Source organism: Oerskovia gallyi (genome assembly GCF_014836745.1).
Taxonomy (GTDB): Bacteria; Actinomycetota; Actinomycetes; order Actinomycetales; family Cellulomonadaceae; genus Oerskovia; species Oerskovia paurometabola.
In genome coordinates, this window is the sequence record NZ_JACSQE010000001.1 from 199,005 (window position 1) to 211,730 (window position 12,726).

Sequence of the window (12,726 nt, forward strand, 5' to 3'; positions counted from 1 at the left end):
CCCCCCCCCCCCCCGGCCGCGGGGGCGACGCGTCGGGTCGCCCGACGCGTCGTCAGTCGACGATCTCGCAGATCGCGGTGCCCGAGCTCACGCTCGCGCCGACGCCGGCCGACAGGCCCGTGACCCGGCCCGCACGGTGCGCGACGAGCGGCTGCTCCATCTTCATGGCCTCGAGGACGACGATGAGGTCGCCCTCGGCGACCACGGCGCCGTCGGCGACCGCGACCTTGACGATCGTGCCCTGCATGGGCGAGGCGAGGGTCGTGCCGTTGCCCGCGGTGGCCTTGGCGGCGGCGCGACGCGCGGGACGACGGGCGGCGTTGGCCGTACGTGCGCGCCCCGCGGCCATCCCGAGCCCGGCGGGCAGGACGACCTCGAGGCGCTTGCCGCCGACCTCGACCACGACGCGCTCGGTCGCGGGCGCCTCGTCCTCGTCGGGGGCCGGGGCGGGGGTCGCAGGCGTGAGCTGCTTGAGCTCGTCGGCGAAGGCCGTCTCGATCCAGCGGGTGTGCACACGGAAGGCCGAGTCGTCGGCCGGGACGAAGTCCTCGGCGTCGAGCACGGCCCGGTGGAACGGCAGGACCGTGGGGATGCCCTCGACGACCGTCTCGCGCAGTGCGCGGCGGGCACGCTCGACGGCCTCGCGGCGCGTGGCACCCGTGACGATGATCTTGGCGATCATGGAGTCGAACGCCCCCGAGATGACGTCGCCCTGCGTGACGCCGCTGTCGACGCGGACACCCGGCCCGCTGGGGAAGTGCAGGCGCGAGATGCGGCCGGGGGCGGGGAGGAAGTTCGCGGCCGGGTCCTCGCCGTTGATGCGGAACTCGAGCGAGTGGCCGCGAGTGGTCACCGAGGAGTAGCCGAGCGGCTCGCCCGCCGCGATGCGCAGCTGCTCGCGCACGAGGTCGATGCCCGAGACCTCTTCCGTGACGGGGTGCTCGACCTGCAGGCGCGTGTTGACCTCGAGGAAGGAGATGGTGCCGTCGGCGCCGACGAGGAACTCGCAGGTCCCGGCACCCACGTAGCCGGCCTCGCGCAGGATGGCCTCGGAGGCCTTGTAGAGCTCGGCGCGCTGCTCGTCCGTCAGGAAGGGTGCAGGGGCCTCCTCGACGAGCTTCTGGTGGCGGCGCTGGAGCGAGCAGTCGCGCGTCGAGACGACGACGACCGTGCCGTGCTCGTCGGCGAGGCACTGGGTCTCGACGTGGCGCGGGGTGTCGAGGTAGCGCTCGACGAAGCACTCGCCGCGGCCGAACGCGGCCGTGGCCTCGCGGACCGCCGAGTCGAACATCTCGTCGATCTCGTCGACCGTGCGCGCGACCTTGAGGCCGCGCCCGCCGCCGCCGAACGCCGCCTTGATCGCGATGGGCAGCCCGTGCTCCGCGGCGAACGCGTGGACCTCGGTCGCGTCGGCCACGGGGTCGGGCGTCCCGGGGACCAGGGGCGCGCCCGCACGGTGCGCGATGTGCCGGGCGCTGACCTTGTCGCCCAGCGCGTCGATGGCCGCGGGCGGCGGGCCGATCCACACGAGGCCCGCGTCGATCACGGCCTGGGCGAACCCGGCGTTCTCCGCGAGGAACCCGTAGCCGGGGTGCACGGCGTCGGCGCCCGAGCGGCGGGCGACGTCGAGCAGCTTGGCGATGTCGAGGTAGGTGTCCGCGGCGCGCGCGCCGTCGAGCGCGAAGGCCTCGTCGGCGAGGCGGACGTGCAGGGCTTCGCGGTCGGAGTCCGCGTAGACGGCGACCGACGCGATCGAGGCGTCGGCGCAGGCGCGCGCGATGCGCACCGCGATCTCGCCGCGGTTGGCGATGAGAACCTTCGACAGGCGTCGGGTCGGGCTGGTCGCGGGGTTCGTGGAGTTCTCGGGCACGGCTCACGGTAGCGCGTCCGGCGCCCTGGGTTCACGCTCCGACCGGCGGTACTGGACAAGATTGGAGATCAGGCCAAGGCTCACCGGGGCCGTTTGTAGGAACCCTCCATGGTCGGCGGGGCGAACCGGGCCGTGGCTCGTCATGGTTGTGCGGCACCGACAAGCAGGCGGCCCGCCGCGTCCTCGCGCCCGGCGCCGGAGCGCACGAGCAGGAGGAGCGGTCGGGCCGCCTGACGAGCAGTGGCCCAGCAGTCGCCGGGCCGGAGGGACCTCAGGACCAGAGGTCGGTCCAGGCCACGCCGATCTCGCCGAGCAGCTCGCGCACGAGCGGCAGGCTGATCCCGACGACGCCGTGGTGGTCGCCCTCGATGCTCTCGACGAACGCACCGCCCAGGCCGTCGACCGTGAACGCGCCCGCGACCGCGAGGGGTTCGCCCGTCGCGACGTAGGCTGCGATCTCGGCGTCGGAGAGGTCGGCGAAATGGACCGTCGTGGAGCTCGTGGCCCCGAGGGTGGCACCGCTGCCGCCGTCCTGCGGGTCGCGCAGGTCGACGATCCAGTGCCCCGTGTGGAGCACGCCGGTCTTGCCGCGCATCGCGCGCCAGCGCTCGGTCGCCTCGGCGGCGTCCCGGGGCTTGCCGTGGATCGCGCCCCCGAACTCGAGCATGGAGTCGCAGCCGACCACGAGGGGTGCGACCTCGTCCGGCCCGACGACGTCGCTCGCCTCGTCGCGCTCGCGCGCCTCGCGCGTGACGACCTGGGCGACCTCCTCCGCCTTGGCCTGGGCGAGGACGAGCACCGCGTCGGCCGGGTCGAGCGCGCCGAACCGGGCCGCGGCCGACGCCAGGACGGCGTCCTCGTCGAGCCCCGAGACGCGGACCTCGGGTGTGACCCCCGCAGAGCGCAGGGTCGCGAGTCGCGCGGGGGACTGCGAGGCGAGCAGGAGACGGATGCTCGGAGCAGGCGCCGAGGTCGTCGGAGCCGTCACTGGAGAGCCCCGCGCAGGACGTCGAGGCCGACCGACCCGAGGTTCAGGGCGCGCTCGTGGAACGCCTTGACGTCGAACTCCTCGCCGCGCGCCTCGGCGGCCGCGCGGGCTGCGTCGCGGGTCTGCTCCCACAGTCGCTGCCCGACCTTGTACGACGGCGCCTGGCCCGGCCACCCGAGGTAGCGGTTGAGCTCGAAGCGCACGAACGACTCGTCCATGTTGACGTTGGCCTTGAGGAACTCCCAGGCCTTGTCGGCGTCCCAACGGGGGTCCTCGGAGTCGCCGCGCCACTCCTCGGGGGCGTCGAGCCCGAGGTGCACGCCGATGTCGAGCACGACGCGGGCCGCGCGCATGCGCTGACCGTCGAGCATCCCGAGGCGGTCGCCCGGGTCGTCGAGGTAGCCGAGGTCGGCCATGAGGCGCTCGGCGTACAGGGCCCAGCCCTCGCCGTGGCCCGAGACCCAGCAGGCGAGCCGGCGCCACGAGTTGAGCGTGTCGCGCGCGGCGACGGCCTGGCCGCACTGGAGGTGGTGGCCGGGGACGCCCTCGTGGTAGACCGTCGTCTTCTCGCGCCAGGTGTTGAACTCGGTCACGCCCGGCGGGACGGACCACCACATGCGCCCGGGGCGCGAGAAGTCGTCGCTCGGGGGCGTGTAGTAGATCCCGCCGGTCTGGGTCGGGGCGATCATGCACTCGAGGTCCAGGACGGGGGTCGGGATGTCGAAGTGCACGCCGTCGAGCGCCGCGATCGCGGCGTCCGAGGTCTCCTGCATCCAGGCGCGCAGCGCGTCGGTGCCGTCGAGCTTGCGGCTCGGGTCGGCGTCGAGGACTGCGACGGCCTCCTCGACCGTGGCACCGGGCCCGGCGATCTGTGCCGCGACGGCCTCCTGCTCGGCGACCACGCGCGCGAGCTCTTCGAGGCCCCAGCGGTAGGTCTCCTCGAGGTCGACCTCGGCGCCGAGGAAGGCGCGCGAGGCCAGGGCGTAGCGCTCGCGCCCGACACCGTCGGCCACGGGGGCCTGCGGCGCGAGGTCGTCCTCAAGGAAGTCGGCGAGCCTGGCATAGGCGGCCAGGGCGCCCGCGGCACCGAGCTCGAGCTCCTTGCGCACCAGGGAGCAGGCGGACGACTCGTCGAGCACGGCGGCGGCGGCCTCGCCCCGGACGAACTCCACGAAGAACGAGGACTCGGGGTCGGCGAGCTCGCGGGCCTGCTTGACACCCTCGCGGACCTGGCGGATCGCCGCGACGTTGCCGCGCTCGGCGGCGGCGGTCAGCGAGGCGATGTAGCCGTCCATGGCGCCGGGAAGCGCTGCGAGCCGGGCTGCGATGTTCTCCCACGCCTCGAGGGTGCCCGTGGGCATCATGTCGAAGATGTCGCGCAGCTCCTGGAGCGGGGACGCGATGTTGTTGAGCATCGCGAGGTCCTCGCCGGCCTCGTGCAGCTCGAGCGAGAGCCCGATGCGCTCGCGCATCGCCGCGAGCGTGACCTGGTCGACGTCGTCGACGGGGTCGGCGTCCGCGAGCTGGGCCAGCACTGCGCGGTCAGCGGCTGCGAGGGCCTCGTACCCGGCGGGCGACAGGTCGGTCATGAGGTGGTCGTACCCGGCGAGGCCCATGGCGGTGGCGGCGAGCGGGTTCAGGTCGGCGACCGTGCGCACGTAGGCGTCGGCGATCGCGTCGATCGCCGTGGGCGTGCGGGGGGTCCGGGGGGGGGGGGGGGGGGGGGGGGGGGGGGGGGGGGGCGGGGGGGGGGGGGGGGGGGGGGGGGAGGTCACCCGGTAGAGGTTACTGCGCGGTACCCGGTCGGGCGTCGTCCGGGAGGATGATCAGTCGGCTCGCAGGAGCCGTTCGGCCAGGTCGAGGACCTCGGCAGGGTCGAGGGTGTCGAGCGGGACGGGGCGGCCCCCGTCGGGTCCGATGCACACGAGCTCCTCGGCGTCCTCGAAGACGAGGACCGACCGCACGCTGCCCGGGAGGGAGAGGTCGACGCGCAGGGTCCGCCACGCGTCCGTCGGGGCGACCACCTCGACAGCCAGGCGGGGGTGCTCGCCCCCGGCCCGACCGACGGCCGCCAGGACGTCCTGGTTCGAGGCCGCGACGGGCTCGTCGGTTCCCTGGTCGGCCGACGTCGGACCCTCGGTGGTCGGAGCCCGGTCGTCGGCCCGGCCCGGGTGCATGGCCGCGAGCAGGTCGTCGGCCCAGGCGCGCTGGTAGCGCACGAGCACGACGCGCGGTCGCCCGTCGGTACCGCGGGGGTACCAGACGGCGACGGGGTCGCCCGAGCGCGGGCCGGCCGCCCCCGCGGGGACGGTGACCGTGAACGGTGCCCGGACGGGGAGGTGGTCGACCGAGAACGTGAGCCGGCCGCCGAGGTGCGTGGCGCCGTCGGGCAGGACGCCCGGGGCGGGCGCCGAGTCCTGGCCCGCCCCGTCGGATCCCGCCGCACCGTCGACGAGCAGCGAACCCGTGGTGCGCTCGGCTCCCGCGAGCAGGGCGTCCCGCGCGCGCGACTCGCGCAGTGCGTCGCGGTCGTCGAGGTAGCGCGCGAGCGCGAGGACCGCGACGAGCAGCAGCAGGACGGCCAGGACGCCCAGCACGGCCGCGGGCAGCGGCCAGCCCTGGGAGGGCGCGAGCTGGCGGTAGACGACGAGCGCGACCGCGGGGACGGTCGGCACGACCCACGCCCACCGGCGCCAGCCGGTACGTACCGGGAGCGGGGGAACGCTCGACCCGGGGCCGTCCGCCAGCGGACGTTCGACGGCCCCGGGGTCGTCCGCGAGCTCGACCAGGACGGTCGTGGTCTGGCTCATGACTGCAGGCTCCACCGCCAGGAGTCGGCGTTGTGCCGACCCGAGCGTCCGCCGAAGCTCTTCGCCGTCGCGCCCGACCCCGTCCCGCGCAGGCCGCGCGACCGGTTGGTCCACTCGGGCAGCGGCGCCTCGTCGTCGGGCACGTGCGCGGCGGCCGCCGCGGCGGCGAGCCCCGCGACGAGCGCCGCGACCTCGACGTCGTCCGGGGCGCCGCGCACCACGCGCAGCTCCCGGCCCGACGACGCCGCGCCGGTCTCGCTCACAGGGCGCCTCCCGGTGCCTCGTCGTCCGCGTCGCCGTAGCCGTCGAAGTCCGCCGCCTCGCCGCGCGACGCGGCCCACTCGGGGACGTCGAAGCCCGACTCGACGAGCGCGGCCACGACCTGCTCTCCCGCGTTGTCGAGGAAGTCGATCACGGAGTCGAGCGACGTGTCGGGGGTCTGGCCCGGGCCCACGACGAAGCCCAGGTAGAACGGCTCGGCGACCTCGGGGGCGGGCGGCGCGTCGGCGTCGGTCCCCGCGCCGAGGTCGTCCTCGGTGCCCCACACGAGCGAGCTCAGGTCCGGGTGCATGCCGAGCGAGTCGTGGAGCGCGTCGTAGAGCCGGGCGTTGAGCGCGCCGATCGCGGCCTCGAGCGCCAGGACGCGCGGGTCCTCGTCGGCCTCGGAGGCGCCGAACTCGGCACGTACCCCGACTGCCGTGCCGACGTACTCGTGCAGGGCCGCGGCCAAGGCGTCCACGGCCGCGTGCATCGGGGCCTCGTCGACCGGGCCGAGGGGGGTGGGGCCGTGCGACTCGCCGTCGTGGCCGCCCTCGGCGTGCTCGTGGCCGTGTCCTGCGTGGTCGTCGCCGTGCTGCTGGTCGGGCATGTCGTCCTCGCCGTTGGTCTCGTCGTTCGGTGGTGGTGTCGGGGGCAGGGCCGGTGGCGGCCCTGGTGTCAACGCGTCCCCAGGATCACAGCGGGATGTTCCCGTGCTTCTTGGGGGGCAGGCTCGCACGCTTGGTGCGCAGGGCGCGCAGCGCGCGCACGACCTGCACGCGGGTCTCCGACGGGCGGATCACCGCGTCGACGTAGCCGCGCTCGGCCGCGTCCCACGGGTTCACGATGGCCTCCTCGTACTCGGCGACCAGGCGGGCGCGCTCGGCGTCCACGTCCAGCCCCTGGTCGGCTGCGGCCTTCAGGGCCCCGCGCTGGAGGATGTTGACCGCGCCGCCGGCCCCCATGACCGCGATCTGGGCCGTGGGCCAGGCGAGGTTCACGTCCGCGCCGAGCTGCTTGGAGCCCATGACGATGTACGCGCCACCGTACGCCTTGCGCGTGATGAGCGTGACGAGCGGGACCGTGGCCTCGGCGTACGCGTAGATGAGCTTGGCGCCGCGCCGGATGATGCCCTGGTGCTCCTGGTCGACGCCCGGCAGGAAGCCCGGGACGTCGACGAGGGTCAGGACGGGGATGTTGAACGCGTCGCACGTGCGCACGAACCGGGCGGCCTTCTCGGCCGCGTCGATGTCGAGCGTGCCGGCCATCGCGAGGGGCTGGTTCGCGACGACGCCGACCGACTGCCCCTCGACGTGCCCGAATCCGACGATCACGTTCTTCGCGAACAGCGGCTGGACCTCGAGGAAGTCACCGTCGTCCAGGACGTGCTCGATCACGGTGCGCATGTCGTACGGCTGCGAGTCGGAGTCGGGGATCAGCGCGTCGAGCTCGAGGTCCTCGTCGCTCACCTCGAGCTCGGTGTCCTCGGGGGCGAAGCTCGGCGCGTCGGAGAGGTTGTTCTGCGGCAGGTAGCCGAGGAGATGGCGCACGTAGTCGATCGCGTCGTCCTCGTCGGTGCCCATGTAGTGCGCGACGCCCGAGCGCTCGTTGTGCGTGCGTGCCCCGCCGAGCTCCTCGAAGCCCACGTCCTCGCCCGTGACCGCGCGGATCACGTCCGGGCCCGTGATGAACATGTTCGAGGTCTGGTCGGCCATGACGATGAAGTCCGTGAGGGCGGGGGAGTACACCGCGCCGCCCGCGCTCGGGCCCAGGATGAGCGAGATCTGCGGGATCACGCCCGAGGCCGCGACGTTGCGGCGGAAGATCTCCGCGAACTGGGTCAGGGCCGCGACGCCCTCCTGGATGCGCGCACCGCCGCCGTCCGAGATCCCGATGAGGGGGACTCCCGTGCGCAGCGCGAGGTCCTGGACCTTGGTGATCTTCTGGCCGTGCACCTCGCCGAGGCTGCCGCCGAAGACCGTGAAGTCCTGCGAGTAGATGCACACCTGGCGGCCGTCGACCGTGCCGTGGCCCACGACCACGCCGTCGCCCGCGAGGCGCTTCTTCTCGAGCCCGAAGTTCACCGAACGGTGCTTGGCGAAAGCGTCGAGCTCGACGAAGCTGCCCTCGTCGAGCAGGGCCTCGATGCGCTCGCGGGCCGTCTTCTTGTTCCGGGCGTGCTGCTTGGCACGCGCGGCCTCCTCGGGCGCGAGCGACGCCTCGGCGCGCCGACGGTCGAGGTCGGCGAGCTTCGCTGCGGTGCCGATGAGCTGACCGGTGGGGGCCGGGGTGGTGCCGGCGACAGGTTCGTTCACGCAGCCGAGCCTAGTTGGTGGGTGGGACCAAGAGGGTGCGAGGGATCGCACCGGCGTGGCCGCAGACGTTGGAGGGTTTCCACAAGGTGTTCCCTCTGCCGTGCACGGCCCGTGCGCGTGCATGATGAGCACATGACGACTGCCGACCACCCTGCGCTGCGCCCCGGCTTCCTGGCGGACCTCCTCGTGGCCCCGCACGGCCCGCTCGCCCGGCTCGAGGTCGTGGCGGAGTCGGCCTCGACGAACACCGAGCTGGCTGCGGCCGTGGCCGCCGACCCGCAGGCCTGGCCCGCGCCCGCGCTGCTCGTGGCCGAGCACCAGGTGGCCGGGCGGGGGCGCTCGGGCCGCGCGTGGGAGACGCCCGCCCGGACCGCGCTGACGGGCTCGCTCCTGGTGCGTCCCGACGTGCCCCGCGAGCGTCTGAGCTGGTTGCCGCTGCTCGCGGGCCTCGCGACGGTCCGGTGCCTGCGCGCGACCGCGGGGGTCGAGGCCGTGGTCAAGTGGCCCAACGACGTCCTGGTCCCTGCGCCGGGCGCGGGACCCGTCGTCGAGATGGCCGGGTGGGGCACGTACCGCAAGGTGGCGGGCATCCTGTGCGAGCTCCTGCCCGACGGCGGGGCGATCGTGGGCGTCGGGCTCAACGTCCGGCAGAGCGAGAGCGAGCTCCCCGTCGCGTCGGCGACCTCCCTCGCCCTGGTCGGGGCCGCGACGACCGACCGTGAGGTGCTGCTGACCGCGCTCGAGGAGTCGTTCGCCCAGACCCTCGGCCGGTGGCAGGAGGCAGCGGGCGACGCCGTCGAGGCCGGGCTCGCCGAGGAGTGCGCCGAGGTCAGCGCGACGCTCGGGGCGCAGGTGCGGGTCGACCTCACGGGCGGCGGCCAGGTGAGCGGTGAGGCCTACGGGTTCGGGCCGGACGGCTCGCTGCTGGTGCGGGAGCAGGACGGGACGTCCCGCGTGCTGCACAGCGGCGACGTGCACCACCTCCGGCTGCGGGACGGGGCGCCCGCGGGTGCAGGCGCTGCGGCCCCCGCTGCGGTGCCGACCCCCTCTGCTGTGCCTACCCCCTCTGCAGGGGCGGGCGGCGACGTCCCCGCGGGGTGAGTGCGACGGGGTGTCAGGTCGCCTGAACTAGGATCGGTCTGTGACGCACGACATCCCTGAGGCAGCCGACGAGACCATCGAGACCATCGAGACGACCGAGGCTGCTGGGGAGAGTCGGCTGGAGAGTCGGCCGGAGGGTCGAGCCGACGTGGCGGCGCTCTCCGCGCTCTCCGGGGCAGGCGGCCCGCCCTCTGCGCCCTCCGCCCCTTCCCCGGTCGAGGCGGACCTGGACGAGGCGCTCCTGGGCGGGCCCCGCGCGCTGACGGTCGAGGGGCTCGCCGAGCGGGCCGGGCTCACGGAGCGGCAGGTGCGCTCCTACTGGCAGGCGCTCGGCCTGCCCATCACCGAGCAGCAGGAGCAGATGTTCACCGAGGACGACGCGGTCGCCCTCGAGGAGATCTACTCGGTCGCGGAGCGCGAGAAGTTCGACGACCGGTCGCTGACGACGCTGATCCGGTCGATGGGGCACACGACCGAGCGGCTGGTGCTGTGGCAGGTCGAGGCCCTCGTCGAGCACATGACCAAGCGGTTCGACCTCGACGACACGAGCGCCCGCCTGCTCGTCCTGGACCGCCTGCCTGACCTCGCCCCCGTCCTGGAGACCCAGCTGCGCCACGCGTGGCGCCGCCAGCTCGCGGCGGTCGCGGCACGGTTCACGGTCGAGTTCTCCGAGGCGCGGGCGGGGGACGTCGCGGACTCCCAGGCGCTCCCGCTGCCACGGGCCGTGGGCTTCGCGGACATCGTGTCGTTCACCAAGCGCACCGCGGGCCTCGGGTCGAGCGAGCTCGCGGAGTTCGTCCAGCTCTTCGAGACCCGTGCGCGCGACATCATCACCGCGGCGGGCGGCCGGGTCGTCAAGACGATCGGCGACGCGGTCCTCTACGTCGCCGACGACGTCGCGACCGGGGCCAAGGTCGCGCTCGGTCTCGCCGAGGAGGGCGAGCGGGCCGGGGGAGGCATGGAGGTGCCGCCCGTCCGGGTCAGCCTGGTCTGGGGTCGGGTGCTCTCGCGGTTCGGTGACGTGTTCGGCCCGTCGGTGAACCTGGCCTCGCGGCTCACCGAGATCGCCGAGCCGACGACCGTCCTCCTGGACCGCGAGACCGCGGCGCTGCTCTCGCGGGACTCGCGCTTCGCCCTGACCGCGCAGCCCGAGCGCGAGGTGCCGGGGCTCGGCGTGATCGAGCCCGTGCGCCTGCAGTGGGCGTACAAGGGCTGAGGTCGGGCCTCAGACCGCCTGGACGAGCTCCGGGCCGTCGTTGGCGACGCTGTTGACGAGCGGCGCGACCTCCTGGGCCTCTATGCGGACCTCGGGTGCGACCAGCAGTCCCGCAGCCTCGTCCTTGCCGACCGCAGGGTCGAGCCACGCGTCCCACCGGTCCGGGGCGAGCGCGAGCGGCATGCGGTCGTGGATCGAGGCGAGCGCCGGGGCGGCGTCGGTCGTGATGATCGTGGTCGAGACGAGCCAGCGGGTGGGGTCGTCGTCGGCCTTGGCGGGGTCCCGCCAGAACTCGTAGAGGCCCGCGAAGGCGGCGACCGCGGGCCCGTCCGGATGGATGTAGAACGGCTGCTTGGTCACCTTGGGCCTGCGCGCGGTGGATCCGGGAGCCGGAGGCGTCTCGACCTTCCGCCACTCGTAGTACCCGTCGGCCGGCACGAGGCAGCGGCGGGCCGCGAACGGCTTGGCGAACGCGGGCTTGTCGAGCAACGACTCGGCCCGCGCGTTGATCATGCGCGCCCCGACGCCGGGGTCTTTGGCCCAGCTCGGCACCAGGCCCCAGCGGGCGACGCGCAAGGAACGGCGGACCTCGCCCGTGTCCTTGGCCGCTCGTTCGACGACGATTCGCACGGGGTCGGTCGGGGCGACGTTCCACGACGGTGGCAGGAGCCGCGCGTCGTCGGCGAGGTCGGCGATCGCGAAATCGTCGGCGAGGTCCTGGGCGTCCCGGAAGGAGGCATAGCGTCCGCACATGTCTCCCAGGATGCCTCGTGCCACCCACGCCGCGCGCTGCGCTCGGCGATCGTGTCGGCGAGCGGCGCCGTCGGGCCTCGGTCGTGGCTAGGTTGACAGGCTGACTAGTTAGCGACACGATCTAGCCATGACCGAGAGCACCTGGCCCAGCGAGTGGCTCCGCGGCGTCCTCGACGTCTGCGTGCTGCGCACCCTCGCCGCGGGCCCCACCTACGGGTACGCGATCGCCGCGCGCCTCGCCGACGGCGGCCTCGGGGTCATCAAGGGCGGGACCCTCTACCCGCTGCTCGGGCGCCTCGAGACGGGCGGTCTCGTCACGGTCGAGTGGCGGGCCGGAGACGGCGGGCCCGGGCGCAAGTACTACGACCTCACCGACGCGGGCCGCCACGAGCTCGCGCAGCGTGTCGCGCTGTGGGAGGCGTTCACCCGGACGACCCGTGACCTCGTCGCAGGCACCGGGGCCGAGGCCGAGCAGCCCGGCGCCGACGACCCCGCCCGTTGATCCACCCCCACCGAGGAGAACCGATGACCCGCACGAGCGAGAAGCGGACCGCCGCGCGCTACGAGATCGAGAGGCGCCTCGCGCCGCACGTCGAGGAGGAGTGGGCCGAGGCCTTCCTGATCGAGCTGAGGCTGCTCGACGTGCCGGGCGCCGCCCTCGGTGGGGCGCTCACCGAGGTCGAGTCCCACTGCGCGGAGAGCGGAGAGTCCGCCGCAGAGGCGTTCGGGAACCCCGTGGCCTACGCGAGGAGCCTCGACCTGCCCGTCGAGCCCGACAGGCGGTGGGAGGTCGTGAAGGTGCTCGGGCCGGTGACCGCCCAGTTCCTGGGGCTGCTGCTCCTCGGCTGGGGCGGCTCGGCGGTGGCCCTGGCCGGGCGAGCCGGCGATGCGGCGCCGAGCGTCGACGTGACGGCCGGGATGCTCGCGATGATCGCGGCGTTCGGGGCGGCGATCCTGCTCTTCTACCGGTTCAGCTCCCCGGTGCTGCGAACCATCCTGGAGCGACCGCTGGTGTCGTTCTTCGCCCTGGCGGGCTGCATGGCGGTGCTCGTCGTGGTCCCCGTCCTGCTGGACGGCGTCCTCGTCTCGCTCCCGGCCTGGCCCGTCGCGGTCGCCGGTGCGCTCGTGCTCGCCGTGGGCACGGCGTGGAGCGCGGTCCAGGCCAGGAGAGGCACGCTCGACGACCCGATCGTCTCGCCGCTGCCCGGTGAACCGCAGGACGGCCCGGTGCGGCGGTCGCGACGCCTGTCGGCGACGGTCACGTGGGTCGTCCCGGCGTTCGCGCTCGTCTCCCTCGGCGTCACGTGGCTCCTGCTGGGCCGCTGAGCGTGCGGTGAGGTCGGGTGGCACAGGCGGCTGCGCCGTCGGGCACGTCACGAAACCTGGTCCCGGATCCGGGCGTGGCCGGGCGGTCG

12 protein-coding genes are annotated in these 12,726 nt (G+C 74.2%); 4 read left to right on the plus strand and 8 right to left on the minus strand.

All coding sequences use genetic code 11. The annotated features are described in order from the left end of the window. Positions 1-52: 52 nt before the first annotated feature. The 7 genes from H9640_RS00845 to H9640_RS00875 all read right to left on the minus strand — a co-directional run bounded on the left by H9640_RS00845 (position 53) and on the right by H9640_RS00875 (position 8,241). On the minus strand, positions 53-1,870 hold the full coding sequence (locus H9640_RS00845) for an acetyl/propionyl/methylcrotonyl-CoA carboxylase subunit alpha (protein WP_318243582.1): 1,818 nt from the start codon (positions 1,868-1,870) through the stop codon (positions 53-55). Positions 1,871-2,141: 271 nt separating this feature from the next. Then, a complete protein-coding gene (locus tag H9640_RS00850; RefSeq protein ID WP_191788857.1) occupies positions 2,142-2,858 on the minus strand; it encodes a Maf family protein in 717 nt (238 codons plus the stop codon). Beyond that, complete coding sequence (locus H9640_RS00855) at positions 2,855-4,516, minus strand: DUF885 domain-containing protein (protein ID WP_318243583.1); 1,662 nt, start codon at positions 4,514-4,516, stop codon at positions 2,855-2,857. The genes H9640_RS00850 and H9640_RS00855 overlap by 4 nt, the downstream gene beginning before the upstream one ends. Positions 4,517-4,684: 168 nt before the next feature. Beyond that, positions 4,685-5,668 carry a hypothetical protein gene (locus tag H9640_RS00860; RefSeq protein WP_191788858.1) on the minus strand — a complete coding sequence of 328 codons (984 nt, stop codon included), beginning with the start codon at positions 5,666-5,668 and terminating at the stop codon, positions 4,685-4,687. Beyond that, positions 5,665-5,931 (minus strand): acyl-CoA carboxylase epsilon subunit, encoded by a 267-nt coding sequence (locus H9640_RS00865; RefSeq protein WP_191788859.1) that lies wholly within the window; start codon positions 5,929-5,931, stop codon positions 5,665-5,667. Before H9640_RS00865 ends, H9640_RS00860 begins: the two co-directional genes overlap by 4 nt. After that, entirely contained in the window at positions 5,928-6,536 is a 609-nt protein-coding gene (locus tag H9640_RS00870; RefSeq protein ID WP_225226508.1) for a hypothetical protein, read from the minus strand. Before H9640_RS00870 ends, H9640_RS00865 begins: the two co-directional genes overlap by 4 nt. A gap of 85 nt (positions 6,537-6,621) precedes the next feature. Further along, entirely contained in the window at positions 6,622-8,241 is a 1,620-nt protein-coding gene (locus H9640_RS00875; protein ID WP_307824148.1) for an acyl-CoA carboxylase subunit beta, read from the minus strand. A gap of 132 nt (positions 8,242-8,373) precedes the next feature. Here H9640_RS00875 and H9640_RS00880 point away from each other — a divergent pair, with 132 nt between their 5' ends. Further along, positions 8,374-9,342: a biotin--[acetyl-CoA-carboxylase] ligase gene (locus tag H9640_RS00880; RefSeq protein WP_191788861.1), complete on the plus strand. Its 969-nt coding sequence runs from the start codon at positions 8,374-8,376 to the stop codon at positions 9,340-9,342. Between the two features lie 40 nt (positions 9,343-9,382). Then, positions 9,383-10,558, plus strand: coding sequence for an adenylate/guanylate cyclase domain-containing protein (locus H9640_RS00885; protein WP_318243584.1), 1,176 nt, complete (start codon positions 9,383-9,385; stop codon positions 10,556-10,558). Positions 10,559-10,567: 9 nt separating this feature from the next. Here the strand turns inward: H9640_RS00885 and H9640_RS00890 are convergent, their stop codons facing one another. Continuing rightward, entirely contained in the window at positions 10,568-11,311 is a 744-nt protein-coding gene (locus H9640_RS00890; protein WP_191788862.1) for an SOS response-associated peptidase, read from the minus strand. 127 nt (positions 11,312-11,438) lie between these two features. On the opposite strand from H9640_RS00890, the gene H9640_RS00895 reads away from it, so the two are divergent. Both H9640_RS00895 and H9640_RS00900 read left to right on the plus strand, forming a co-directional pair. After that, a complete protein-coding gene (locus tag H9640_RS00895) occupies positions 11,439-11,813 on the plus strand; it encodes a PadR family transcriptional regulator (protein WP_191788863.1) in 375 nt (124 codons plus the stop codon). 23 nt (positions 11,814-11,836) lie between these two features. Beyond that, complete coding sequence (locus tag H9640_RS00900) at positions 11,837-12,637, plus strand: hypothetical protein (protein ID WP_191788864.1); 801 nt, start codon at positions 11,837-11,839, stop codon at positions 12,635-12,637. Positions 12,638-12,726: the final 89 nt, after the last annotated feature.

Coding starts and splice junctions, on each gene's coding strand:
- H9640_RS00860 (WP_191788858.1), bottom strand. CDS start 5,668: ATGAGCCAGACCACGACCGTCCTGGTCGAGCTCGCGGACGACCCCGGG.
- H9640_RS00870 (WP_225226508.1), bottom strand. CDS start 6,536: ATGCCCGACCAGCAGCACGGCGACGACCACGCAGGACACGGCCACGAG.
- H9640_RS00880 (WP_191788861.1), top strand. CDS start 8,374: ATGACGACTGCCGACCACCCTGCGCTGCGCCCCGGCTTCCTGGCGGAC.
- H9640_RS00890 (WP_191788862.1), bottom strand. CDS start 11,311: ATGTGCGGACGCTATGCCTCCTTCCGGGACGCCCAGGACCTCGCCGAC.
- H9640_RS00895 (WP_191788863.1), top strand. CDS start 11,439: ATGACCGAGAGCACCTGGCCCAGCGAGTGGCTCCGCGGCGTCCTCGAC.
- H9640_RS00900 (WP_191788864.1), top strand. CDS start 11,837: ATGACCCGCACGAGCGAGAAGCGGACCGCCGCGCGCTACGAGATCGAG.